Below are 24,922 nucleotides of genomic sequence, written 5' to 3' on the forward strand. Positions count from 1 at the left end.
CGGGCCACCTGCACGCTCGCGACCCGGCGGGTCGCAATCAGGGCCAAGTGTGCCAGCTTATGACGGCTTGCGCCAAGCTGGTGCCGCGCATTGTCGACCTGATCGCGGTTTGCCGTACCGCTTGCGGTGTTTGTCGCATCGTCTGCGCGTTGCCTCCGCAATGACCGGTCGTTAACGGGATCTGTTTGAGTGAATCGCGGCGCGCGTTGTCAGCGCGGTGCTTTTTTGGCCACGGCGTCATGCCGACCTTGGGAGTGTTCATGTCGTTGTCGCTTGCATCGGGCTGGTCGTCAGCATTGACGACGGCATTGTCGTCACAGTTACCGTTGCCGGGCACCGGTATGGCCGAGCATGGTTCGGGCAGCGAGCTGCTGCTGCTGGCGCCGCGGCTGGACGATACCGCCTTGGCGACCATTGTGCAGGCGCTCAATGCCGCAGGCATCGCCACGCGCGTGCTTGCGGGTGGCCACGGTCACGGGCATGAGCTGCTGCGGCTGGCCATCAGCGCCGTGCCGAGCAAGCGTTGGTGCCGTGAGCTGGCCACGCAAACCGCCGTCGATATCGGCGTGCTGGCGCAGGCATTGCCGGCGCAGCTGGTGCTGTTCGACATGGATTCAACGCTGATCACGATGGAGGTCATCGACGAGCTGGCCAAGGAAGCTGGCAGCGGTGAACAAGTGGCGGCCATCACCGAAGCGGCGATGCGCGGCGAACTGGATTTCAACGGCTCGCTGATCCGGCGGGTCGCGACCTTGAAAGGGTTGCCGCTGACGGCGATTGAGCAGGTCAAGGCACGCTTGCAATGCAATCCCGGTGTTCCGGAGTTTGCTGCCGCCGCGCGTGCGGCCGGAGTCCGGCTCGGGCTGGTGTCCGGCGGTTTTCTGCCGTTTGCCCGTTTTATCGGCGAGCAGCTGCGGTTTGATTATGTCCGCGCCAACACCCTGCTCGATGACGGTGCCGCGCTGACTGGTGAAGTCGCGGGCGAGATCGTCAATGGTGAAGTCAAAGCGCGCACGCTGCAGGAATTGCAGGCACAGCATGCAATCGATGGCCGCTGCATTTGGGCAGTTGGTGATGGCGCCAACGATTTGCTGATGCTGCAAGTCGCCGGCTTCGGCGTGGCGTTCCGCGCCAAACCGACATTGCGCCTGGCCGCCGATTTGGCGCTCGATGTGTGCGACATGCGCGCGCTGGCAACGCTGCAACAGAGTTTGCTTAGTTGATGAGTCGCTTCAGTGTTGGTCACGGGCACGATAAAACGCGCGCATTTGCGCGTTGACTGGGGCTTCGTCGAGTTGCCAGAAGCCCAGACTGCCGCGGTATAGGCTAAATGAATAGTGCTGCCCGTTAGGGTATTGCTGCCAATACGGTTCCAGTGCATCGACTTCAATGGCCGGGAAACCGGTGGCGCTGAACAGGCCATTCGCCTGCCTGACATAGCTGACGGTTTCGCTGCCATCCCAATCGCTGAATTGATTCAATCGCAACAAACCGCTGTATCCGGCCAGGCCCAAAGCTCCCGCAAACAACGCTGCAACGGCAATGGCTTCAAGCAAGGGTACGGCGAAGCGACGCAGCAGTATTGTCATGCTGACGGCAGCAAGTACGCCAAACAGCCCGAGCAGTGGCCAGGGCGTGAACGCTAAATAGCGTTGCTGCGCCAGCATCGCATCAGCCAATGCATAGGTTAACAACGCAAACATGACCAGCACGGCCGCGCGGCTTGCTCGGTTGCCAAACAAATCAAAGCCGGCCGTTTTGCCGGGTTGCACGTGTACCGATTGTCCCAATGCCGTCAACTGCTTGGCAAGCGCACAGCCAGCAAACGCTTGAGCCAGATCGGTGCCGCGGCGAATGCGCTGGCGCTGCCGATGTTCAGCCCAGCTCAGCTCCGATGGAAACCACAGCAGCGGCCAAATTTTTCGGGTTTGATTTTTGGTCTGGATTTGCAACACCGGTATCGCGCCACGCTGATACCGGCTAAATGGCAGCAGCTGCAGGCTTTCGATCTCTGACCAAGTGAAGCTAAAGCCGCGCTGTGGCCACCAACTGAATGGCGGCGTGTAGTGTATGCCGCGCTCATCCAGTCGCAATTGCTCACGGTGGCGGGTGCGTTGATGCCAGACGAAGCCAGCGAGTGTTGCGACAAGGCTGAAATACAGCCGAGGTTCACGCAGCAAGCGCGCGCCCAGTGTGGGCAAGATGGCGTCATCGTGAGTCGGCAGCAGCAGCCACACCAGCACCGGCGCGGTGAGCAGGAAAAAAAGCACCAGACCCCAGATCAGTCGCTCGAACGGAAACGTCGGATTACGTGTCAGCGTGATCGCCGACGACCGATGGCCTGCCACCGACTCAGAACTCGCTGGTACTGAAATCGAAATCCATCGTGCTCATCGGCGGCTGCAAGAAGAAACCCTGGACATAGTCCACCGGCAGTGGATACAAGGTTGCGATGCAGCCGGCGTCCTCGACGCGCGGGATGATGGTCTGCTTCTTGGCTTCCTTGGCGTGTTCGAGCAGCTGTTTGACTTTCTGCAATGTGTCCTGGTTGGTTGCCAGTTGCGGAGCAAATTTGCCATCAAACCGGACGAAGTCGAACTTCAGATCTTTCAGCATTTGTTCGCTGTGATCGGTGCTGCCAAATGCGGCCAGACAGCTCAGTCCCTGGACCTTCTTCAAGCCTTCAAGGAAGGCAAGACAGCGCTTCAGGTGCTCGTTGGCATCGCCTTCGTTGATCTGAAAAATAATCGCGCTTGGTTCAAGCCGGTTGACCCGCAGATTCTGGCCGATGAAGCTCGGCAGTGACTCTTCCATCAGCGCCGCACCTGACAGCTGCACGAACAGCTTCGGTTGTTCCTTGCCTTTGTAGGCCGCCAGCGAGCGCATCGCTTCGGTAATGACCCAGCGGTCCAGTTTGGCCGCGATGCCAGCCTGTTCGGCAACCGGGAAGGCCTGTTCCGGGCTGACATGATTGCCTTTCTCGTCCTTGATGCGCAGCATGACCGAGTAGTAGGCGCCCGGTTTGCCGTGCATTTTGACCAAAGGCTGAAACTGGATGTAGGCGTGGCCGGTGTCGAGCGCTTCTTGCACCGCCAGCAGCACGTGCTTGTCGGCGTCGCCTGCGTTAAGCAGGCTCGGGTTGAACATCTTGCAACCGTTGCCGCCTTTCTGTTTCACCATCACCAGCACGGCGTGGGCATTTCCGATCAGCTGCTCGGCATCGGGGGCATTCTCGCCGATCGGCATGACACCAACCGACAGCGTGCTCTTGACCGTGTGGCCTTCGACTTCAAACAAGTGCGCAGCAAATTCGCGGCACATCCGCTCGCCGAGTTCGCGGCCGGCATCCGGCGTCGCGACATTGGCCAGCGCAGCGAAACCGTCATCACCAAGTCGGGCCAGCAGAATGTCATCGTCGAGTTTACGGCGGAGAAAGTCGGCGCAGTCGCGCATCAGCCGATCGGTGCCGCTGAGGCCGAAACGCGATTTGATGTTGTTGAACTGATCAAGCTCCATCAGCACCAGCGCGCTCATGCCTTCCTGCTTGCTGGCGCGATCGACCGACAGCATCAGCTTCTCGACCAAATGCTGGCGGTTGAACAATCCGGTCAGCGTGTCGACAGCCGACAGCTCTTTCAGTTTCTGTTCCAGCACGGCACTGTCGGCATCGCGCCGGATCAGCACCTGGGTGCATTCTTCACCATCGTATTTCGCTGCCGACAGGGTCAGCACCGCGTCAAAGGTTTCGCCTTCGGCATGCTGGCCCTTGAAATGGAATTCGGTGGTATCGGCGCTGGTGGCGTAATCGCGCAGAAAGCTTTTGAACGAGTCGTGGTACTCGTCGGTGATCATATCCATGACCGGCATCGAGGCCAGATCATCGGGGTCGTCATAACCGAACAATTCGGTGTAGGCCTTGTTGGCATAGATGTGCATGCCATCATGGATGTAGGCAATGGCATCGCGCGAACTGGCGAGCAGCAAATCACAGCGCTTTTCGGTTTCGCGCAGGCTGGCTTCGGCCTGTTTGCGCCGGCGCCGATCTTCGACATTGGCAAGCTCGCGGCCGACCACCAGCCGGACCCGCTCTTCCTCATGGACTGGCACCACATCCTTGATGCCCTGCTTCAGCATTTCGACCAGTAACTCGCTGCTGTATTGCTCGGTCAGCAGCACGATGGGGGTATCGCGGTTGTAGTGCTCGACAATGCGCAGGGCTTTTTCAACGGTGAATTCGCCGACCGCCGGCTTGGCAATCAGCATGTCCCAGGACTGCTTTTCCAGCGCCGCTTTCAGTTCATCTTCAGTGACGATCTGGCTGGCGCGCACGGCGAAGCCGTTGTTGCGCAGCAAAGTGGTGGTGTGCTCGGCGTCGTTGGAGGACGGATCCAGCAACAACAGATGAATAGTACGAATCTTGTTGGACATTCCCGAAACTCTTGCTCGATTCGGGCAGGAGGCGGAGCCTTGCTGGCATGTCCGGTTTTGTTGGCGCGCTACAAGACAACGCCGACCGGTTCACACCGTTAAAGCAACTCCCAGACCGAATCAAAACTATCGCCGTCGCCGGCCTTGTTGCCACTGCTTTCGCTGTCACGCGCATTCAGGGCGTCGTTGAAATGAAACTGCCGGTACGATGCGCTGGCGGCCACCTGTTTGGTGAGCTGAACATCGTACACCTTGCTGCCGTCCTTGATCCGCACTTTCTGTTTGACCGCATACGGCATCGGCGCGGTGATCAGCGTTGCCGGTTGGCCAATCCCTTTCAGTGCCGGCAGCAGCAAACTGCGCTGAAACGCGGCACTGCCCGCCTGCTGGCTGTTGCGGACCTGGGTCAGCACTGGCCGGGCATTCGGGGCGATCAGCTGGATGCCGAGATGCAGCGCGCCGTCCGGAATCCGCTTCATCCAGCGGATGCTGCCGATGTTCCAGTGCAGGGCGCCGTCTTCGTCCTGTTCCATCAGGCCAACCACTTCGCCGGTCTGGGTCTGCACCGGGACATTGCCGCGCAGGCCCAGACAGTAACCGCCGGGACTGATGTTGATCAGCGCGGCGATCTGGAATTCGTAACTGACATTGGCATTGTTGGTGAAATTGCGTGGCGCTGTCGCGCTGAGGTCCTGCGCTTTGTGACCGGCTTCCGGACTTTCTTTGGTCCGATACAGCTTCTCCCAGGGATCGGTCGGACCGCTGCCCACTTTCTTGTTGCCGGCCAACATGCGCGAATGCAGCCGGTCATCGTCGACCAGGGTGGCGTTGTGCAGGCTGCCTTCGAGGGTGTTCAGATCGTGACGATCGTTCTGACCCGTCTCGGCCTTGTTGTCGCCTTCGCCAGCCAGCAGATAGTGGCTGGCCGATAGCCCGACTGCGACGCGGATGGTGCCATTGGCCGGGGTCCGGGAAAACGCCCGCGAGGCCAGATTGCCGTAAGCACGAACCAGATGCCGAAGCAGCGTGGCGCCAAGTTGCTGAACCGGATTCTTGGCTACGCCGAGCGAGAGTCCAGAGGCGCTGCGCAAATCGTCCTGGACGCGGGCCAGCACGGCATCGAGTTGCACGCTGCGGCAATTCGGTCCCGGTGTCTGCTGATTGAGCGCGCTGCTTTGCGGGCCCAGATCGCTTTCCAGATCCAGAAAGAACAAATCCTTGCCACCGGCATACGGTTGCAGCAGCGCTTCGGCCGACAGCGTTGCCGCGGCATCGAACAATTGTTCAATTTCACGCTGGCGCAATTGATAGGGATTGGCGCAAGCCGTCAGCACGATGCGCAAGTAAGCCGACTCGACGGTCAGCTCGCTGTATTCACTGACCGCAGTGGTGCGATGCAGGCCATTTTGTTCGGCAAAATGAAACAGCGAATGCAATTCTTTCCACAGCCGGGCCGGTTGCTGCGAGTAGAGCTGATAGCAGCGCAGCAGCACCAGACTCAAATAATGGGTGGCGTAATACAGGGCAGGCACCAACACTTGCGGGTTGTAGCGCTGATGGCCTTCGCCCAGCATGTCTTCAACCACGGTTTTGTAGCCGATGGCCATTTCCGACTGCATGGCTTGCGCGAGCGCGGCAATCTTGCGCTGCTTCTCGTTCAGCGACACCGACTGACCGATATAATGCTTGCGCAGTGCATCGGTGATATGGCCGACCACCTTGGTCAGCGCCTGCATGATTTTCAGGCGTTCGCCGACATCCAGTGACGCGCTGTTGACGTCGACCAGAAATTGATAAACCTGACGGGCGCTCTCGCCAATATTGGCAATGGGCAGACTGTCCAGCCATTGGCTGACGGCACGTGCCGTCAGGGTGACCTGAGTCTGGCGGGTGGCACCCCGTTCTCGAACGCTGAGGCCGAGCTGTCCTGTTCTCATTGTTTCCCTGCTTTCATGGCGTCTCGGTATCCCTACCGAACAAGCTAACGGCATCGCGCATACTATCGTATCCCGGTCAGAAAACCAGCAGGCATGGCACCCGCGTTTAGGTGCCGGATTGGCTCCTTAACCAATAGCCCACAAGACCCGCCTTGTCAGCCGGCCGGCGCATCGGGCGCGGCCGGTGCCGGCTTCAGTCGAGCCGCAGATCGAGCGGGGTTTTGCTGGTTTTGCCGGCCTGTTCGCGCATCAGCTTGGGCATCAGGAAGCCCGGCAGTACGGTCAGTAGTTCGCGCATCAGCGCCCGGGCCCGTTCGTCCGGCACGGCAAAGTGGCTGGCACCCTGCACCTGATCGAGCTGGTTCAGGTAGTAGGGCAGCACGCCGTAACGGAACAAACGCTCCGACAACTCGCTCAGGGCCGCGACCGAATCGTTGACGCCGGCCAGCAGCACCGCCTGATTGAGCAGCGTCACCCCGGCCTGGCGCAGCCGGGTAAGCGCCGCGCCGACTTCGGCATCGATTTCATTGCCATGGTTGCTGTGGATGACCACCACGGTCTGGAAGCGTGGGCTGGCGAGCCAAGCCAGCAGCTCGTCGTTGACCCGCTCCGGAATGACCACCGGCAGCCGGGTATGAATGCGGAAGCGTCGCAGCTGCGGCAGGGCCGCCAACTGGCTGTGCAGCTCGGCCAGATAGCTGTCGGGGGCGGCCAGTGGGTCGCCGCCGGACAGGATGACCTCGTTCACTTCCGGGTGTTGGCGGATGTAGTCGCAGATGGCGGCAAAGCCCTTGCGGCCGGGCCGGTTGTCTTCGTAGGGAAAATGCCGGCGGAAGCAGTAACGGCAATTGATGGCGCAGGCGCCGGTGGTGATCAGCAGCACCCGCGACCGGTATTTGTGCAGCAGACCGGGGATTTCGGTGTCCTGCTCGTCGAGCGGGTCATGGCTGTAGCCAGGGCTCAGTTGCAGCTCTTCCGGCGCCGGCAGCACCTGTTTCAGCAGCGGGTCGTTCAGGTCGCCCTTGGCCATCCGGGCGACGAAGGGCCGTGGCACCCGCAGGGCAAAATCGGTCTGGGCCTGCAGTCGCTCGGGCAGGGCGCTGACCGGCACTTGCACGGCCGTCATCAGTTCTTCGACCGATTCGATGGCCTCTTTCAGGGTTTGTCGCCAGTCGCGCGGGCTGTCTGATTGGACCGGGATGGCCGCGATCTGCCCTTTTGGGGGCAAGTTGGCTAGAATGTCGGCCATTTTTTCGCCTGTACCTGTTTCACCTGTTAACGACACTGCACGAAATTCGAGGACGTTATGGCCAGCTATAGTACCAACGAAATGAAAGCCGGGATGAAAGTGATGATGGAAGGCCAGCCCTGCGCCATCGTCGACAACGAATACGTCAAACCCGGTAAAGGCCAGGCGTTCAACCGGATCAAACTGCGTTATCTGTTGACCGGCCGTGTGGTCGAACACACCTTCAAATCGGGCGATACGCTGGAAGCTGCCGACGTCGTCACCGTCGAAATGGAATACAGCTACACCGACGGCGAGTTCTGGTATTTCATGAACCCGACCAGCTTCGAACAAATCGCCGCCGACAAAGCAGCCATGGGCGACAGCACGCTGTGGATGCGCGATCAGGACGTCTGCGAACTGACCCTGTGGAACGGCAAGCCGATTCTGGTGCTGCCGCCGCATCACGTGGTGCTCGAAGTCACCGAAACCGATCCGGGCCTGCGCGGCGACACCAGCGGTGGCGGTACCAAGCCGGCAACGCTGGCAACCGGTGCCGTGGTCAAGGTGCCGCTGTTCGTCAACATCGGCGACAAGCTGAAAGTGAATACCCGCACCGGCGAATACGTATCGCGCGCCTGAGTGCAGTCGTTCGGGGAAAATCTCCAATAAGAAAACGCGGCCTGGTGCCGCGTTTTTTTATGTCTGAAAATCTTGTCCGGCTGTGATTTGTTATGTGGCGGTGACGGCTGTCGTTGTAATTGTTGTGATGGTTGCAGCGGTGGTCGGTCATGAGGTTTTTGATTCCGTGGCGGTTTGCTGCGGCAACTCGATGAAAAAGCAGGCGCCGGTTGGCTGCACCGGGTGGTAGCCGATGTGGCCGTGCATGCGTTCGATTAATTCCTTGCTGATGGCAAGGCCAAGCCCGGTGCCGCCGATCTGGCGGGTATCGGCCGAGTCGGCGCGCGAGAATTGTTCAAACAGCCGTGGCTCAAACGCTTTTGGCACACCCGGTCCCTGATCCCGCACCGTGATACGGACCAGGCCGTCATGTTGTTCGCAGCGGACCGCAACCGTGCCGCCTTTCGGGGAAAACTTTATCGCGTTCGACAGCAGATTGTTCAGCACCTGACGCAGCCGTTTCCGATCGGCGTGAACGACCGGGCTGGGGGCGTCGCATTGCAGTTGCAGGTGCACGCCCAGTGAGTCGGCATAGGCGGTGATGGCGGCAACGGTTTCCTCCAGCTTGCGTTGCACGACGATGTCTTCCATGAATAAGGTCAGTTGGCAGCGACTGATCTGCTCGACATCGAGCAAGTCGTTGATCAAATCGCCGAGCCGGCGACTGTTGCGCTGGGCAATGCTGATCAAACTGTGCAGCGGCGCCGGAACGGCCGCCAGCTGACCGGACACCAGCAAATCGAGCGCACCGGTGATCGAGGTCAGTGGCGTGCGCAGTTCATGGCTGACCGTAGCAACAAATTCCCGCTTCAGTCGGTCAACCCGGCGCCGTTCGCTGACATCGCGACAAACCGCAATGCAGGTTTTCGGTTCAGCGTTCGGAATGGCGGACAGCGTCATTTCGATCGCGACCGTGCTGCCGTCACGACGACGGCCTTCGAAGTCCTGGGCCGGTGCCGTCGTGATCGGCGTGCTGATGCCTGTCGTTGCAGGAATAGTTGCCTGATTCGCTGTCTGATTCGACGCCTGACTCGCGGCGTGATCATCCGCCAGCAGCGCGGCCAGCTGTGCAATCGACAAGCTCGGCAGCAACAATTGAATCTGGACGCCAGTCAGGGCATTGCTGGCGTAACCGAACAGCCGTTCCGCAGCCGGATTGGCTTGCACAATCAGACCGTCGGCATGCGAAGTCCTGGGCCGGTGCCGTCGTGATCGGCGTGCTGATGCCTGTCGTTGCAGGAATAGTTGCCTGATTCGCTGTCTGATTCGACGCCTGACTCGCGGCGTGATCATCCGCCAGCAGCGCGGCCAGCTGTGCAATCGACAAGCTCGGCAGCAACAATTGAATCTGGACGCCAGTCAGGGCATTGCTGGCGTAACCGAACAGCCGTTCCGCAGCCGGATTGGCTTGCACAATCAGACCGTCGGCATGCACCGACAAAATGGCATCGGCAACATTGTCGACAATCGCGCGTGCCTGCTGGGCGCTGGCTGTCAGCGCGGTTTCACTCTGGCGGAAATTGCGGCTCATTTCGGCGGCGATTTGACTGGCTTGTTGTTCCCGGCGCGACAGCGCTGAAAACAGCAAGAACAGCAGTACGCTGATCACGCTGCCGAGGCCAAGCAATACTGCCAGCAGGGCATCGGTTTGCTGATCGGTATCGGCCGGCAGCCAGGTCACCAGCGTCCACGGTCGGTCGAAATCGTTCAGTTGCTGGACGCGGTAATGGCCGCTCCGCTGCCACAGTGCGGGCAATTCCGCGCCGGCCTGTTTGTCGCTGCCATACAGCAGGCTCGCCGGCTGGTTGAAATCGCTGCCATCGAACAAGGCGAATTCGATATCGGTGCTGGCGTCGATCAGGATGCGATCGACCAGATCATGGGCGCGAAAGGCACAGTACACCCAACCCACCACGGCCTGCGCACGCGCGGCCTCATTGTCGAGCACCGCCGCGCGGCGATACACCGGCACATACATCAGAAAACCGGGCTGCACTTCGCCATGGGTTTCCTGCATCAAGGTGACTGCCGCCGTCAGTGTCGCGTTGCCGGTTTGTGTGGCTCGCTGCATGGCGGCCGCGCGGACCGGTTCGGCCAGCATGTCAAAACCGAACGCGGCCAGATTGCGGCCCACGAACGGCTCGAGAAAAATGATGCTGGAATAGGTTTCGCGCGCACCCGGAGGCTTGAGTTGATAGTCCGGAAAGCCTTCGGCGCGCACCCGGGCAACATGGCTGGGCAGTTCGGCGGCGGTAAACCGTTCGGCATAGCCGACCGCCTGAATGCCGGGAAATTTTTCGGCCAGCCGCAGTTGCGTGACATAACGTTGCCAGTCGGTTCGGCTGACGTTTTCGGACGCATCAAACAAGCCGGCCGCACCGCGCAGAATCTGTTCGTGCGCGCGCATCCGCTGTGCCAACAGCGTCGCCAAATCGTGGCTGGAGCCAAGCAACTGGGCTTCACTGGCGCGCCAGCGCAGCTGCTGCACACTCCACGCGGCCAGCAGCACCAGCGTGGCGCTGGCCAGTGCAATCAGCCAGGCACTGTGCCGACGATAAAACCAGCGTTGACCGCCCGGGTGTGTGATCATGGCGGCGTCGGGCCGGCATCACGCGGATGATTGTCATTCGGATCGCTATCACGCGGCACAGTGCCGAGCTCATTGGCATCATTGCTGCTCGGAAACTCCAGCCAGAACGTGCTGCCGACATCGGGCTGCGAGTGAAAGCCGATGCGGCCCTGCATGGCTTCGACCAGCCCTTTGCTGATCGCCAGACCCAATCCGGTGCCGCTGTGGCGGCGACTGGTCGAGGCATCCGCCTGCCAGAATTTCTGGAAGATATTGGCCTGCTTGGCCGCCGGAATGCCGATGCCGTAATCGCACACTTCGATCCGCAGCCGATCCGCGTTGGCCTCGGCCCGGATGATGACGGTGCCGCCGCGCGGAGAAAACTTGATGGCATTCGACAGCAGATTGTTCATCACCTGGGCGAAGCGGTCCGGATCCAGCGTGATTCGATACGTTTCCGGCAAGCGGCTTTGCCATTGCAGCCGGATATCCTGACTGAGCGCGAAACCGGCCATTTCATTGATGCAGCTGGTCAGCAACGCCGGCAGCGTTACCGTTTGCAGTTTCACTTCCAGCTTGCCCATCTCCAGCTTTTCAAAATCGAGCAGGTCGTTGACCAGCGTCAGCAGCCGTTTGCTGTTTTCATCGGCCATGGTCAGCAAGGTTTTTGCTTGCTCCGGACTCTGCTGCAAGCCGATTCCGCGCAGCAGCGCCAGTGCGCCGCGAATTGAGGTCAGCGGCGTGCGCAGTTCGTGGCTGACGGTGGCAACAAACTCGCGTTTGATGCGTTCGACCGCGATGCGGTCGGTCAGATCATGCAGCAGGCAGCAATAGCGTTTTTCGGCGCCGGTCGCCAACGCCGTCAGCGCAATCTCGACATCGCGGCTGCCGCCATTGCTTTGTTGCAATCGGGTTTCCACGCGGACACCGGCCGGCCCTTGCTGCGAGGCCTGCTGCAGCCAGTTGTGCTGCCAGCCGGTTAGCCATTGATCGAGCCGGCGTCCGCGCAGCGCCGTCCAGTTGAGTTGCAGCAGCCGTTCGGTGGCCGGGTTGGCAATTTGAATGCAACCGTGTTCATCGAGCAGCAAAATGGCATCGGCGACGCTGTCGCTGATGGTCTGCAAGGTTTGCTGTTGCTGCCGCAATTCGCTGGTGCGTTGCTCGACCAGCCGCTGCACTTTCACGGCGCGGCCGTGCACCAGCATCAGCATGGCGCCGAGCAGGCTGGTGAACAGCATGCCGCCGACCAGCACCAGCCAGGCCTGCCAGGAATGCTGTGCGCTCAGATAAGCGGGTGTTGCCTGCAACTCGAGTTGCCAGCGACGGCCGGCAAACGGCCATTCGGTGCGGGTGGCAAAGGCAGGATTGATCACGGCGTTGGTCGGGTGACTGCTGAACAGCTCCTGCGTTCCCGTGGCATCCAGATCCGACAGCCGGATGGCGATGTCATCGTGCGGCAACTCACCGAGCGCGCGCGCAATGGCCGGGCCAATCTGAATGCCGGCGACCACCAGCTCGTCGCGCTTCGGTCGCTGGATGGGCAGGGCCAGCAGCACGGCAGGTTCGTTGTGGCCGAGTTGTTTCAGCCACAGTCGCGCTGACACGGTTGGCAACTGCCGCGCGAGTGCCAACTGGAACAGTGCGTGACGTTCTGGCTCAGAGCCATTGTCGTAACCGCGCAGCCAGTGGCTGCCGACCGGCTCGATATAGCCAATCGGAAAATAGCTGCTGCGCGCTGTCACCGGCTCCTGCTGGCCGTCCTGGCGCCACTGCCAGACGCTGTAATCGGTCACCCCATTGGCGCGTTGCTGCTGCTGGAACCCGGCCAGCTGATCCGGCGTCAACCGGACCACCCAGCTGAACGAGACATTACCGCTCTTGCCGCTGGCCAGATCGCGGGTGAACTCGCTGAACTCGGTTGCCGTCACCTGCGTGCTGGCGGCAAAAAAACGCTCCAGCATCTGCAGCTGATCACGTTGCTGTTCAAAGTGCCGTTGCACGCTGCGTTCAATCTGCCCGGCCCGATTGCTGAAGCCAACTTGCAGCTGCTGGTTTTCCCAATCACTGGCGCGGACAAACACCATGGTGACCAGAACAAAGGTGAACACGATAGGGACGCCGATGGCGCGCAATTGCGCCCGCGCGGTGGCGCGGTCCGGTGCCAGCAGCAATAGCAGCAACGGGGTGATCAGCAGTACGCCGATACTGTCGCCGACCCACCAGGTCAGCCAGCTGTAACCGGCATCGTGGCCGCTGATTCGGCCTGCCGACCACAGCGTCGCTATGGCGATGCTGGCGGCAACCGTCGTGCTGGTTGCACTGACCAGCGCGAACCGAACCAGACTGCGCTCGTCATCCCATTGCACGGGCAGCCCGACCCAGTGTTGCAGCAACCAGCGACCGGTTATCGCCTGCAGGGTCGAGCCCAGGGCAATGCCCGCCGCCAGCGCAACGTCACCGGTGCCGGGTTGGCCGCTGGTTGGCCAACTGACCGACAGGTTCATCAGCAAGGAGCCGAGCCAGATGCCGGGCAGGGCCCGCCCGCCAAACTGGATCAGGCAGGCCAGTGCCAGACCAGCCGGAGGAAACAATGCGGTGGCAAAGCCGGGCGGAATCGCCAGTAGCAAACCAAGCCGGCCACTGGCCGCATAGGCCAGCGCGATGGCGAGAATCAACAGCACGGGACGCTGACGCAAAACGACCGACCGGGTTGATGTTCGAGGTGGCTTAACTCTAGTACATGCGCTTCGCTCGGGCGTACATGCGCTTCGCTCGGGCGTACACGCGCTTCGCCTGAACGACCCAGCGTCTCGTGTGGACCGGCCTGCTCTCGCCGCAGGCGGCCCGGCGGCCTCGCCAACCTCGACTATCCTTCAAAGGCCGGCGCACTGGCCGGGGCGATAAGTATGACCAGACCGTCGACAAGGACGTGGCTGCGCTCAGTACTCAGGGGTGAAAATGGCGGAGACGTTGTCACGCGTCGTGTATGTCGAAGACGAGCCGGATATTCAGGCCATTGTTCGCATCGCGCTGGAAGCCATCGGCGGTTTGCAGGTGACCATTTTCAATTCCGGTCAGGAAGCCATTGCCCGCGCCGCCGATCAGCAACCGCAACTGCTGGTGCTGGATGTGATGATGCCCGGCCTCGACGGCCCGAGCACCTTGCGGCTGCTGCGCGAACAGACCCGCTTGCAGCAGGTTCCCGCCATTTTCATGACCGCCAAAGCGCAGCCGCAGGAAATCGAGCAACTGCTGCGACAGGGCGCCATTGCGGTGGTATCGAAACCGTTTGACCCGATGCAATTGGCGGAACAATTACAGCGGCATTGGCAGCAGTGGCAGCAACAGGGTGCCGAGATCAAATGAAAGCACCGACTCCCTCGCCGCATCTGCTGCTCGACCAATTGCGGCAAGAGTTTTGCCACGGTCTGCCGAACCGGTTGACCGCGATCGGCGAAGCGTTTGCCGCCGCCAGCGCCGGTGATGCCGTTGCTCTGGAAACGCTGCAGCGGGCCTTGCATTCGCTGGTGGGCGCAGCCGGCACGTTTGGCTATGCCGAACTCAGCCAACGCGCACGTCAGCTGGAAACTGCCGTGCGCGCCGACCGGCTGCCGGCCGCGCCTGGTTTTCTGGCCGAGGTCAAGGCGCTGTCGTCATGGTTGGCGCCGACAGCGGCAACAATCGCGGCGCCGGCAAGCAAGGTCGTCGATCTGGCCACTGCCAGCCGACCCGCGCATGCCCTGAGTCAGGTGTTCTATCTGGTCAACACCGATACCGACACCGCCGATCTGATGCCACAGCTGGAAAATTTCCAGCTCAAAGTCAGCATCTGCCGACAGGTCGATGAACTGCACGCCGGCCTGATGCAAACCCTGTCGACGCCAGCGGCAATCGTTGTCGATACCGGGCATTTGCCACCGTTCGACAGCCCGCTTTTTCAGACCCTGGATATGGCCAGCTTGCGCTCGCATGTGCTGGTCATTGCCAGCAAGCGGCGCGACTTCATCACTCGCTTGCAAGCGGCCAAACTGGGTGCCAAGGCGGTGTTGCCACAGCCGCTCAGCCTGCCGGATTTGCTGGAAGTGCTGGACCAGCCGGAATGGACCGAAGACAGCGCGCCGTACCGGGTGCTGCTGGTCGACGATGACATGATGGTGGCGCGGGTACATTCCGCCATTCTGACCGCGGCCGGCATGCAGGTGCAGATCTGCACCAATGCCGAACGGCTGGATATCGAGGTGCAGGATTTTGCGCCCGAGCTCATCCTGCTCGATGTCTACATGCCGAATTGGGATGGCCCCGACGTGGCGCGGGCATTGCGGATGGATTCGCAGTATCTGGCGGTGCCACTGGTGTTCCTGTCGTCAGAAGAGAACCGGACGCTGCAACTCGGCGCGATGCGGGAAGGGGCCGATGATTTTCTGGTCAAGCCGATCTCGCCGCTGCATCTGGTCGAGTCGGTGCGGATCCGGGCCAGCCGTTACCGCGAATTGCGCCAGGTGATGATGTCGGACCCGCTGACCCATGTAATGAACCGGCGCGCGTTGTTCGTCGGCATCGAGCGCGAGATGTCGCGCAGTCGTCGGTTGCAGGAACCGCTGACCGGCGCGGTGCTCGATATTGATCACTTCAAGCAAATCAATGATGCCGATGGCCATCATGTTGGCGACACCGTGCTGAAAGGGCTGACCCAGTTCCTGCGCCAGCGGCTGCGCAAGACCGATCTGATTGGCCGGATGGGCGGTGAGGAATTCATGATCGTGTTTCCGGAAACCGGTCAGGCCGCTGCCTGGGCCCTGCTCGATGACATCCGTGCCCAGTTCGGCAAATTCGATTACCTCGGCAGCCGGGGTCGCCTGCATGTCAGCTTCAGTGCCGGGCTCGCCGAATGGCTGCCGGGCCAGTCACTGGCCGACTGGCTGCACGAAATCGACCGCTTGCTGTATGCCGCCAAAGCCGCCGGCCGCAACCGGGTTCTGACCGCCGAGGACGTCTGAGTCCGTTATAATCGCCGCCCGTTCCGTAGTAATCGTCCCACTCATGACTGACGCGCTTTCCTGGCAACCGACAGCCAGCCTGCACCATTTGCGCGGCCGGGCGGCCGTCATGACGAGCCTGCGCCGGTTTTTTGCCGACCGCGCCGTGCTGGAAGTTGAAACGCCGGTGCTGTCCGCCGCCAGCATCACCGATTTGCAGCTCGGTTTCATGGAGACCCGGTGGCACGGCCCCGGTGCCAGCAGCGGCAAGCGCCTGTTTCTGCACACCTCGCCGGAATTTCCGATGAAGCGGCTGCTGTGTGCGGGCTATGGCGACATCTATCAAATCTGCAAAGTGTTTCGCGATGACGAATCCGGGCGTTACCACAATCCGGAATTCACCATGCTGGAGTGGTACCGGCTCGGTTTTGATCACCATCAGCTGATGACCGAAGTCGATGCACTGCTGCAACAAGTTCTGCGCTGTCCGGCCGGCGAGCGGCTCAGCTACGCGGCGGCATTTCAGCAGGTGCTGGCCATCGATCCGCACAGCGCCAGCGATGCCGTGCTGGCGTCGCTCTGCGCCGATCGGGCGCAGTACACCGGCAGTGCGCTTGATCGTGATGGCATGCTGCAATTGCTGTTTTCAATTTGCATTGAACCGACGCTCGGTCACGACCGCCCCTGTTTCATTTTTGATTTCCCGGCGTCGCAAGCAGCGCTGGCGCAAATCCGGCCGGAAACGCCACCGGTCGCCAGCCGGTTCGAGGTCTATGTCAACGGTATCGAGCTCGCCAATGGCTTTCACGAATTGGCCGACGCTGCCGAACAGCGCCGGCGCTTTCTCGCCGACAACGACGCGCGTCATGCGCGCGGCCTGCCGGCCGGTGAACTCGATGAAGCCTTGCTGGCAGCGTTGGCGCAGGGCCTGCCGGCCTGCGCCGGTGTCGCGCTCGGTGTCGATCGGCTGGTGATGCTGGCGCTTGGTGCCCGGCACATCGATGAAGTGTTGAGCTTTACCATCCGCAACGCCTGAGTCAGGCTTGCACCTGACAAGAAAAAGTGCCGCCACCGCTGCGGCTCAACAAGGTTGGTCATGAGAAGAATTTTGCTTTTGCTGGCGATACTGTTGTGGGCGGCATCGAAAGTCATGGCGCAGGAGCCGTTGCCGGCTTCAGCTGTGTCCTCGCAACTTGAAACGTCAGAAACGTCAGAAACGTCAGAAACGTCAGAAACGTCAGAAACGTCTGCGATATCAGCGCAGCCAGCAGCACCGGCATCGCCAGCCGTCGCGACTGCCGATCCGGCTGCTGATGATGGTCTCGAATCGCAGCGTGATGCACTGGTTCAGGCCATCGATCGCAAAGGCGGCGTGTCGTTTCACAAAGACATGTTCCTGGCGCCATTCACGTTCAATGAACGCTACACCGGCAGTGACAGTGAAACGGTCTTCCAGCTCAGCCTGAAAGCGCGCATCCTCGGCGGTCCGCTGTTCTTTGGTTATACCCAGCGCTCGTTCTGGCAGGCCTACAACAGCGACGAGTCGGCACCGTTCCGGGAAACCAATTACAACCCGGAAATTTTTGCCCGCTTCCAACCGGGCAACTGGCTGTCCAGCCAGTGGGGGTTTGATCTCGGCCTCGAGCACGAATCGAACGGCAAACGCATTCCGGAATCGCGCAGCTGGAACAAACTGTATTTGACCGCCTTTCATGAAGGCGATGACGACATCATCCTGGTCAAAGGCTGGTACCGCTTGCCGGAAGACAACAAGGATGATCCGCTCGAAGCCAAAGGCGACGACAACCCGGATATCGGCGATTACTACGGCAACACCGAGTTGCGTTATCGCCGCTGCCTTGACGGGCAATTGTGCCGGCACTTGTTCACCGGCATGGTGCGCGGCAATCCCGAAACCGGCAAAGGTGCCATTGAGTTGAGCTGGAGTTTTCCGACCGGCTCCGAACAGACCAGCTGGTATGTCTATCTGTTCAGCGGTTACGGTGAAAGCCTGATCGATTACAACCACGCCGAGAACCGGCTGGCGATTGGGGTCACCTTGCGGCCGAAATAGCCCGCTTACGATCGCGCCACCGAAAACCCACCACAGCAACAGCCTTTATTTTTCCCACCCGCGGCAACGGGTACGCGTGTTCTTGCCACAACAACTCTGACCTCCGTGCCGGTACATTTTCTGGCGACCGAAGGCGCCAGACTGCGGCATCAACGGTACAGATCGAGCGGTAACTCCAGCTAAGATGGCGGCGCATTGCCAGCATGGGCAGATCAGCCGTGATCACGGCTGCTGGAGGTTGTGGGTGTCCTCGTTTGATGTCACAGAGTTGACGGCAACAGCAACTGGCGATTCGGAGCCGGTGCGGTTGGCGGTAGTCGAAGCCAGTGAATTCACGCTGCTGTTGCAGCGCTATCACGCCGGTGATGACTCGGTACAAAGCGCGATGATCACGGCGATTCATCGCGAGCTGCGTCGGCTGGCGCGCCGGCAACTGGTTGGCAATCGCTGGCTGGGGACACTGAGCGCGACGGTGCTGGTCAACGAAACCTATTTGCGGCTGGTGTCACCGGCGGCGCGCCATGTGCAGAGTCGGGCGCATTTTCTCAATCTCTCCGCCAAGGTCATGCGTCAACTCATCTGCGATTACGCCCGTCGGCGTTTGCGCGAACGGAAAGTGCTGGATCGCAATCTGGATGCCAATGAAGCCATCGAACGGCAACAGCAACTGGATCAGGCCGATCAACTGAGCCGGCTCGATGACGCCCTGAAAGATCTGGCGCTGTTCGATGCCCGCGGCGCTCAGGTGATCGAGTGCCGTTTCTTCGCCGGCTATTCGGAACAGGAAACCGCCGAGGCCATGGGCATTTCCCTGCGCACGGTCGAGCGCAGCTGGGCACAGGCGCGGGCCTGGCTCGCCAGTCAGCTTGATGTCCGGCGCGAAACCGCCGCGTGAGCAAGAGTCTTGATTTTCTGGTGCCGGGCGGCGCGCTGAGCGGGCCGCTGTTTGCCGCTTTTGTCGAACAGCTGGACGGTGATCGACCGCAACTGAAAACGGGTGATCGCGTTGGTGCCTTTGTCGTGCAACGGGAATTGGGCCGTGGCGGCGCCAGCGTGGTGTATCTCGGCGAACGTGTCGACGGTGGTTTTGGCCAAACCGTTGCCATCAAGGTGGCACGGGCCAGCGACGCGCACCGGCAGCGCTTCCGCTTTGAACGCCATTTGCTGGCCCAGCTCGAACACCCGTGTATCGCGCGATTGATCGACGGCGGCGAACTGGCAGATGGCTGGTTGTGGTCCGCGATGGAATTCGTCGATGGCGTGCCGCTGGATCAGTATTGCCGACAGCAACAACCGAGCTGGCGCCAGCGCGTGCAACTGGTGCGCGCGATTACCGAAGCGGTGCGCTATGCCCATCAGCGTCTGGTGATACACGGCGATCTCAAATGCAGCAACATTTTGGTTGATCAGCAGGGTCAACCGCGGCTGCTCGACTTTGGTATCGCCAGCCATGTCTGGCAACACAATGAAAGCGAAACCCTGGCGTTCTCACCCGGTATTGCCAGCCCGGAACAGCAACAGGGCCGGGCGCTGACCACTGCTTCCGATACCTATCAGTTGGGCTTGTTGCTGGCGACCGTGCTGGGCATGCCGGCGCCGGCGAAATCTGCACTGTCACCACACAACGTGGCAGCGGCGAGCAGCGTAGTCGCGTCCGGCCAGATGCCGGTGGCGGTGCAGCGCAATCTGCAGGCGGTCATTGCCCGGGCCGGCCAGCCCGACGTGGAGCAGCGCTATCGCAGCGTTGATGAACTGCAGGCCGATCTGGATCGCGTGCTTCAGCATCGACCGGTGCAGGCGCAAGCGTGGTCGGCATTTGATCGCGCCAGATTCTGGTTGCAACGGGAGATTCGGCTGGCTTTTGCTGCCGCCGCCACGCTGCTGCTACTCGGCGGCCTGACCGGAGTTTATTGGTTTCATGTCTGGGCGGCACGTGACGTCGCCGAGCGCGAAGCCCACAGCGCGCAGGTGACCAGCCAATTCCTGTCCAATCTGTTTCGGCTGACGCCGGCGCGTACGCAGCAGGCACTGACCGTCGAGGAGTTGCTCGACCACGCGGCCGAGCACGGCATGGCATTGCTGGCTGAACGCGAGATCGATCAGGCCATTGCTGCGGCCGCATTGGCGCGCGCTTACATTGAGCAGAAGCAGCACCAGAAAGCGGCGCAGCTATTGGATCGGTTTATTGATCACGACACGATTTGGTCGCAGCTGACGGCCGAGCTACAGGCTGACATGCTGTTGATGCGCGTGCGCGCGGCCTGGCACCTGAACGAGGTCGAACTGGCCGAGCAACGCTTGCAGCAGATCGGCCAATTGCTGCGTGACAACACCAGCAACAGTCTGGATGCGGCGCGGCTACGTTACGCCGGCCAGCGCGCCACGGGTCTCAGCCGGCACAACAATGATCAAGCGGCACTGCGGTTGCTGCAACAGACGGTCAATCGCTGGCAACACGAGCCCATCGCAGACAGTCAGGAATATGCCGAGCTGGTGCTGTTGCTCGCGTATGGCTATGACGCCCGTGCCGATGCCGAGAACACCTTGCGTTATGCCGCCGAAGCGCACCAGCGTCTGGCGGCTGTGCTGGGCGCGGTGGCACCGGCAACATTGGATGCACAGCGCGACTGGGCCTGGTATTGCATCAAGTACCAGCAGCTGGCTGCAGCCGACAGCGTCATGGTGCAGCAAGCCGCATTGACCCGGCAGTTCTTCGGTGTCGAATCGATTGAACATGCGCTGGCGCTGCAAATGCTCGGCAATGTTCAGTACGCGCGTCAGGACTATCCGGCGGCCGAACAGCAGCTGCGCCAAGCGGTCGAGATTTTTCGCCAGCGCCATGCCGATGAGTACGGATTTCTCTCGATGGCAGTGCAAAACTTGGCCGATGCGCTAGCCATGCAAGCGCGATGGTCCGAGGTATTGCCACTGCGCGAACAGGTGCTGGCGATTCGCACGCCGGTCTTGCCAGCGGAACACAAGCTGCTGCGACTGTCGCAGCTGCGTGTGGCTGAGGCGCAGTGCCAGCTGGGTGTCATGGCGCCGGCGCAGCGCTGGCGCGCGCAAGCCGCCGGCATGGCAGCGGAACTGTGGACCAGTGCAGACGGCAGCCTGGAAACCGCCATGGCCGGTCTGGATCGCTGTCTGCGCAGCAGTCCGGCGCAGTAGGCCGGCGTTTGTGGCCGGGGCACTGAACCGGCTCGCTAAATGGTTACCTTCAACCGCACAAAGCCTTTCAACGACACCTGTTACTCTCAAACCTTCCCGCCACTCTAAACGACGCTCAGCTACACCGTCAGCTACAGAAACCGTCTTATCCAATAACCGGCTCCATGTCCAAAAAAAATCCGCCAGCAACTGGCGGATTTGCGGATTCGCGCTCGCATCACTGTCGTGACGCAACAAGAAAGCAAGCAACAACAACTCACGCAGCAGCGCATGGACGCAGGTGTTGCCACGACGTTTTACCTGCGAGGTGTCTATGTCCGGTATTGGCTGGTGGTCACGGCTTGTCGCTGTGGCGGTGCTGACATTGCTGTCAGCGTGCGGTGGTGGCGGATCCGGTGGGGGTGAGGATTCGGCGGGAAATGGCGGCGGCATTGTCGTTACTGTCAATCCGGGGACGGCAGCGCTGTCGGTCGGCAGCAGTCAGCAATTCAGCGCCACCGTAACCGGCAGCAATAACAGCGCGGTGAGCTGGACGGCGACCGCCGGCAGCATCTCCAGCAACGGCATGTTCACCGCACCGGCGCAACCGGGCACCGTGACGATTACGGCGACCAGTGTGGCCGATGCAAGCCGGCACGGCAGCGCAACGGTAACCGTGACCAGCACGACACCGATCATCACCGTTACGGTGGCACCGGCAGCGCTTGCACTGAGCGGCGGCGCCACCCAGCAATTCACCGCCACCGTCAGTGGCACCGGCAATACTGCCGTGAACTGGACCGTCACCGCCGGCACCATCACCAGCAATGGTTTGTTCACGGCGCCGGGTCAAACCGGAACGGTGATCGTGACTGCAACCAGCGTTGCTGATCCGCAACGCAGCGGCAGCGCGACGGTGACAGTGAACGGAGCTGCGGCGCCGCAAATTCTGGCGCAGCCTGCCGCTGTCTCGGTGCTCGCCGGCCAGACGGCGTCATTTCAGGTGGTCGCTCAAGGCAGCAACCTCAGCTATCAATGGCGTCGCAACGGCGCGACGCTGAACGCTGCAACGTCACCACACTATGTCACGGCGGCCGTCAGCAACGCTGACGATGGCAGCATGTACAGTGTTACGGTCAGCAACAGCAGCGGCAGTGTTACCAGCGCAGCAGCGCGGTTGAGCGTTGTCAGTGGTTTGTTGCCACCGAGCATCAGCAAACAACCGGTCGATCGCACGGTTACGGTGGGCAACGTGGTCGAGTTCTCGGTGACGGCCGAGGGGCCGGCGCTGCAATACCAATGGCGACGCAATGGCAATGCCATCGCCGGTGCCACCGCTGCGAGTTACTTGCTGACACCGGTTCAGGCCGACGACAACGCCCGCTTCGATGTGGTGGTCAGCAACAGCATCGGCATTCTCTACAGCGACACGGCGTTGCTGCGGGTCAATCCGGTACAGAGTCGTACCCCGGTCAGTGGCCATCCACGGTTGTGGTTGCGCGCTGCTGATTTACCGACGCTGCGCAGCTGGGCCACCAGCAGCAATCCCATGTATCAAGATGGCCTGCTGCAACTGGCCAATACAGCATTGCAGCGCATTGAATCTGGCGCGCTCGCCACGATGGACAACGGTGGCAGCACCTATACGCCGGCTGCCACCGAAGCGTACGCGGCGCTGATGGCGCTGATGAGCCTCATCGATGTCGATGCGAACCGCAATCCGCGTTGGGTCGCTGCGGGCAAGAACGCGCTGTTCCAAGTGATTGACCAAGCGTATCTCGGGGTCGGCAGCGGCCGGTTTCGCTCCGATGCCTTTTCGGCATCGGATCGTGGTCGCTGGCATGGTGTGGCTTTTCCGCTGACGGTTGACTGGTTGTACCCGCATCTGACCGCCGATGAAAAGCGGCGGATCCGTCGGGTATTTCTCCGCTGGGCGGCGGAAAATCGCGACGGCTACCCATCGGTTACCTATTACAACGAACACGTGGAGGACGTGCCGGTCGGCAATGCCCGGCGCAATCATCCGGCGCTGCTTGATTTCCAGGATCCGAAGCGGCGCGCCATTCGCTACGCCGCCAACAATTATCTGATGGCGCACGCCCGCAATATTTTCATGATGGCGAATGTGATCGACCCTGCCGATGACGTGGCCGAGGCCGGCGTCAGTGGTGACAGTGCCGGCAAGCTTGGTGATTTCATGCACGAGGCGATCGGCACCCACCTGTACATGACAGATTACATGTATCGCAACGACGGCTTCGGCGGCATCAGTCCGGAAGGCGCCGAGTACGGAGGCTCGCTCGGTTTCTATTACGGCATGATGCTGGCCCTGCATACCAGCGGCATGGACGACACAACGTTGTACGGTGACAAAGTGTCACTGCGCAATCATCCGTTGTTCTCGCGGCTGCTGCCGGGTTTCTTCCATAGCCTGAGCACGCGGAAAGTGCACACCGATTATGGCGATGTGTACCAGCCAGCTTGGTTCGGTGACGGCGAGCAAGTCTATCTGCAGGATGATATCGATGTGCTGGCGCCATTTGGGCTGTATGCGCGCTACAACGGCAACAGCGCCGATCTGAATGCCGCCAAGTGGTTCCAGTATTACGCGCCGCCCGACAATCCGGCCCGACTGACGGCCAAGGCCGACCATGATGACGACATCATGGCGTCGATCCTGTATTTCCTGTTGTTTGAACCGGGACAACCCGGTAACCCGAACGCGGCGCCGCCGGCCGATCCGCGGCCGGCATACGCCAGCCATTTCTTTGCACCAAGTCTTGGTCGCCTGCAGGCGCGAACCAGCTGGAACGACAACGCCGATGTCCGCTTGTTCAATTACAAACTCAGTTGGAATTCCATCGACCACCAGCACGGCGATGGCAACATGTTTGACTTCTGGCGAAAAGGCGAGTGGTTGACCAAGGAGCTCACCGCGTACGGCGCTGGTGCCGCGTCGTCGGAATACAAGAACACCCTGACGATCCAGAATGATCCGGCGGCGCCGGTTAGTGATTACCATCAGCGCTTTTTGGCGCGTGGTAGTCAGTACATCGGCGGTGCTCACGCCGGCGATCCGAAAGTGCTGGCTGAAGTGGTCAGCGATGATTACGCCTTTGTCACCGGTGATGCCACCAATCTGTACAACTACGCCGATGTCGACGGCAATCGCGCCAGCGACGTCAGCCACGCCAGTCGGTCGCTGTTCTGGTTGAAACCGGATGTGTTTGTCGTGTTGGACCGCGCCGAAACCCGCACCGACAATCGCTTCAAACGGTTCTGGTTGAATCTGCCGAGCAACGGCAATGCACCGCAGCGCACCGGCAGTCTGACGACAGCCATTACCCCGAACGGCCAGCGCCTGTTTGTCACGACACTGCTGCCGAGTGGCAGCGCCGCCAGCGCGAGCATTGAAGGTCCAGCGCTGAACCCTCCGGATGGCTTCTGGCAGGCAACCCTGGATCCGATGGCGGCCAACAAGAGCAATGGCACCGGTGGCTATCGTCTGCGGGTGGAGGCGACCGGCCAGCCGCGACGGGCGCTATTCCTGCACGTGCTGGAAGGTGCCGATGCCGCCGTCGCTGCCAAGTCCGCCAGCGTGGTGCAAAGCGACAACGGCAATGAATACGTCGGTGCAGTGGTTGGCCAGCAGGCGGTGTTGATGCCAGCGCAGTTGGGCCTGCCATTTACTGGCACCCACTTTGTCGTCGCCGGTACCGTGACACGGATTTACCTTACCGGCCTGCTACCGGGCAGCTCGTACAGCATCACGGAACAGTCGAGCGCCGGTGGCCGTACGATCACTGTCAGTATCGGTGGTGCATTGGTCGCCGATGCCGGTGGCGTGCTGCAGATTCCCTAGCAGATGGCACCGCCGCTGTG

16 protein-coding genes are annotated in these 24,922 nt (G+C 61.1%); 9 read left to right on the top strand and 7 right to left on the bottom strand.

The window, feature by feature from the left end; translation table 11 throughout:
• The first annotated feature begins 260 nt into the window (after positions 1 to 260).
• Positions 261 to 1,223, top strand: coding sequence for a phosphoserine phosphatase SerB (gene serB, locus HPT27_RS05940; RefSeq protein ID WP_172240362.1), 963 nt, complete (start codon positions 261 to 263; stop codon positions 1,221 to 1,223).
• Positions 1,224 to 1,232: 9 nt separating this feature from the next.
• Here the strand turns inward: serB and HPT27_RS05945 are convergent, their stop codons facing one another.
• The 4 genes from HPT27_RS05945 to epmB all read right to left on the bottom strand — a co-directional run bounded on the left by HPT27_RS05945 (position 1,233) and on the right by epmB (position 7,614).
• Complete coding sequence (locus HPT27_RS05945) at positions 1,233 to 2,348, bottom strand: hypothetical protein (protein WP_172240364.1); 1,116 nt, start codon at positions 2,346 to 2,348, stop codon at positions 1,233 to 1,235.
• Between the two features lie 4 nt (positions 2,349 to 2,352).
• On the bottom strand, positions 2,353 to 4,428 hold the full coding sequence (locus tag HPT27_RS05950; RefSeq protein ID WP_172240367.1) for a GGDEF/EAL domain-containing response regulator: 2,076 nt from the start codon (positions 4,426 to 4,428) through the stop codon (positions 2,353 to 2,355).
• Between the two features lie 98 nt (positions 4,429 to 4,526).
• On the bottom strand, positions 4,527 to 6,365 hold the full coding sequence (locus HPT27_RS05955; RefSeq protein WP_172240370.1) for a hypothetical protein: 1,839 nt from the start codon (positions 6,363 to 6,365) through the stop codon (positions 4,527 to 4,529).
• A 193-nt stretch (positions 6,366 to 6,558) separates the two neighbouring features.
• Positions 6,559 to 7,614, bottom strand: coding sequence for an EF-P beta-lysylation protein EpmB (gene epmB, locus HPT27_RS05960; RefSeq protein WP_172240373.1), 1,056 nt, complete (start codon positions 7,612 to 7,614; stop codon positions 6,559 to 6,561).
• Between the two features lie 57 nt (positions 7,615 to 7,671).
• On the opposite strand from epmB, the gene efp reads away from it, so the two are divergent.
• Positions 7,672 to 8,235, top strand: coding sequence for an elongation factor P (gene efp / locus HPT27_RS05965; protein ID WP_172240376.1), 564 nt, complete (start codon positions 7,672 to 7,674; stop codon positions 8,233 to 8,235).
• 147 nt (positions 8,236 to 8,382) lie between these two features.
• Here efp and HPT27_RS19240 read toward each other — a convergent pair whose 3' ends face one another.
• From HPT27_RS19240 to HPT27_RS05985, 3 genes are read right to left on the bottom strand one after another with little or no spacing between them, the layout of a single operon-like run.
• Positions 8,383 to 9,414 carry a sensor histidine kinase gene (locus tag HPT27_RS19240; protein ID WP_235950959.1) on the bottom strand — a complete coding sequence of 344 codons (1,032 nt, stop codon included), beginning with the start codon at positions 9,412 to 9,414 and terminating at the stop codon, positions 8,383 to 8,385.
• Positions 9,317 to 10,864 carry a CHASE domain-containing protein gene (locus HPT27_RS05980; protein ID WP_172240379.1) on the bottom strand — a complete coding sequence of 516 codons (1,548 nt, stop codon included), beginning with the start codon at positions 10,862 to 10,864 and terminating at the stop codon, positions 9,317 to 9,319. The genes HPT27_RS19240 and HPT27_RS05980 overlap by 98 nt, the downstream gene beginning before the upstream one ends.
• Positions 10,861 to 13,539: an ATP-binding protein gene (locus tag HPT27_RS05985; RefSeq protein WP_172240382.1), complete on the bottom strand. Its 2,679-nt coding sequence runs from the start codon at positions 13,537 to 13,539 to the stop codon at positions 10,861 to 10,863. Before HPT27_RS05985 ends, HPT27_RS05980 begins: the two co-directional genes overlap by 4 nt.
• A 262-nt stretch (positions 13,540 to 13,801) precedes the next feature.
• Between HPT27_RS05985 and HPT27_RS05990 the strand changes: the two genes are divergently transcribed.
• The 7 genes from HPT27_RS05990 to HPT27_RS06020 all read left to right on the top strand — a co-directional run bounded on the left by HPT27_RS05990 (position 13,802) and on the right by HPT27_RS06020 (position 24,902).
• Complete coding sequence (locus HPT27_RS05990; protein WP_172240385.1) at positions 13,802 to 14,209, top strand: response regulator; 408 nt, start codon at positions 13,802 to 13,804, stop codon at positions 14,207 to 14,209.
• The gene (locus HPT27_RS05995) at positions 14,206 to 15,840 is read left to right on the top strand and encodes a diguanylate cyclase (protein WP_172240388.1); all 1,635 of its coding nucleotides are present in this window, start codon (positions 14,206 to 14,208) and stop codon (positions 15,838 to 15,840) included. The genes HPT27_RS05990 and HPT27_RS05995 overlap by 4 nt, the downstream gene beginning before the upstream one ends.
• 43 nt (positions 15,841 to 15,883) lie before the next feature.
• Positions 15,884 to 16,855 (top strand): elongation factor P--(R)-beta-lysine ligase, encoded by a 972-nt coding sequence (gene epmA / locus HPT27_RS06000; RefSeq protein WP_172240391.1) that lies wholly within the window; start codon positions 15,884 to 15,886, stop codon positions 16,853 to 16,855.
• A gap of 60 nt (positions 16,856 to 16,915) precedes the next feature.
• Positions 16,916 to 17,893 carry a phospholipase A gene (locus tag HPT27_RS06005; RefSeq protein WP_172240394.1) on the top strand — a complete coding sequence of 326 codons (978 nt, stop codon included), beginning with the start codon at positions 16,916 to 16,918 and terminating at the stop codon, positions 17,891 to 17,893.
• 244 nt (positions 17,894 to 18,137) lie between these two features.
• The gene (locus HPT27_RS06010) at positions 18,138 to 18,788 is read left to right on the top strand and encodes an ECF-type sigma factor (protein WP_172240397.1); all 651 of its coding nucleotides are present in this window, start codon (positions 18,138 to 18,140) and stop codon (positions 18,786 to 18,788) included.
• Positions 18,785 to 21,061, top strand: a complete 2,277-nt coding sequence (locus HPT27_RS06015) for a protein kinase domain-containing protein (RefSeq protein ID WP_172240400.1) — start codon at positions 18,785 to 18,787, stop codon at positions 21,059 to 21,061. The genes HPT27_RS06010 and HPT27_RS06015 overlap by 4 nt, the downstream gene beginning before the upstream one ends.
• A gap of 313 nt (positions 21,062 to 21,374) precedes the next feature.
• Positions 21,375 to 24,902 carry a hypothetical protein gene (locus HPT27_RS06020; protein WP_172240403.1) on the top strand — a complete coding sequence of 1,176 codons (3,528 nt, stop codon included), beginning with the start codon at positions 21,375 to 21,377 and terminating at the stop codon, positions 24,900 to 24,902.
• The last annotated feature ends 20 nt before the right edge of the window (positions 24,903 to 24,922 follow it).

Origin of the sequence: Permianibacter fluminis (genome assembly GCF_013179735.1) — a bacterium.
GTDB lineage: Bacteria > Pseudomonadota > Gammaproteobacteria > Enterobacterales > Permianibacteraceae > Permianibacter > Permianibacter fluminis.

Bases quoted from the DNA above. Each gene is read 5' to 3' on its own strand.
- serB (WP_172240362.1), top strand. From the start codon at position 261: ATGTCGTTGTCGCTTGCATCGGGCTGGTCGTCAGCATTGACGACGGCA.
- HPT27_RS05950 (WP_172240367.1), bottom strand. From the start codon at position 4,428: ATGTCCAACAAGATTCGTACTATTCATCTGTTGTTGCTGGATCCGTCC.
- HPT27_RS05955 (WP_172240370.1), bottom strand. From the start codon at position 6,365: ATGAGAACAGGACAGCTCGGCCTCAGCGTTCGAGAACGGGGTGCCACC.
- epmB (WP_172240373.1), bottom strand. From the start codon at position 7,614: ATGGCCGACATTCTAGCCAACTTGCCCCCAAAAGGGCAGATCGCGGCC.
- efp (WP_172240376.1), top strand. From the start codon at position 7,672: ATGGCCAGCTATAGTACCAACGAAATGAAAGCCGGGATGAAAGTGATG.
- HPT27_RS05980 (WP_172240379.1), bottom strand. From the start codon at position 10,864: ATGATCACACACCCGGGCGGTCAACGCTGGTTTTATCGTCGGCACAGT.
- HPT27_RS05990 (WP_172240385.1), top strand. From the start codon at position 13,802: ATGGCGGAGACGTTGTCACGCGTCGTGTATGTCGAAGACGAGCCGGAT.
- HPT27_RS05995 (WP_172240388.1), top strand. From the start codon at position 14,206: ATGAAAGCACCGACTCCCTCGCCGCATCTGCTGCTCGACCAATTGCGG.
- epmA (WP_172240391.1), top strand. From the start codon at position 15,884: ATGACTGACGCGCTTTCCTGGCAACCGACAGCCAGCCTGCACCATTTG.
- HPT27_RS06005 (WP_172240394.1), top strand. From the start codon at position 16,916: ATGAGAAGAATTTTGCTTTTGCTGGCGATACTGTTGTGGGCGGCATCG.
- HPT27_RS06020 (WP_172240403.1), top strand. From the start codon at position 21,375: ATGTCCGGTATTGGCTGGTGGTCACGGCTTGTCGCTGTGGCGGTGCTG.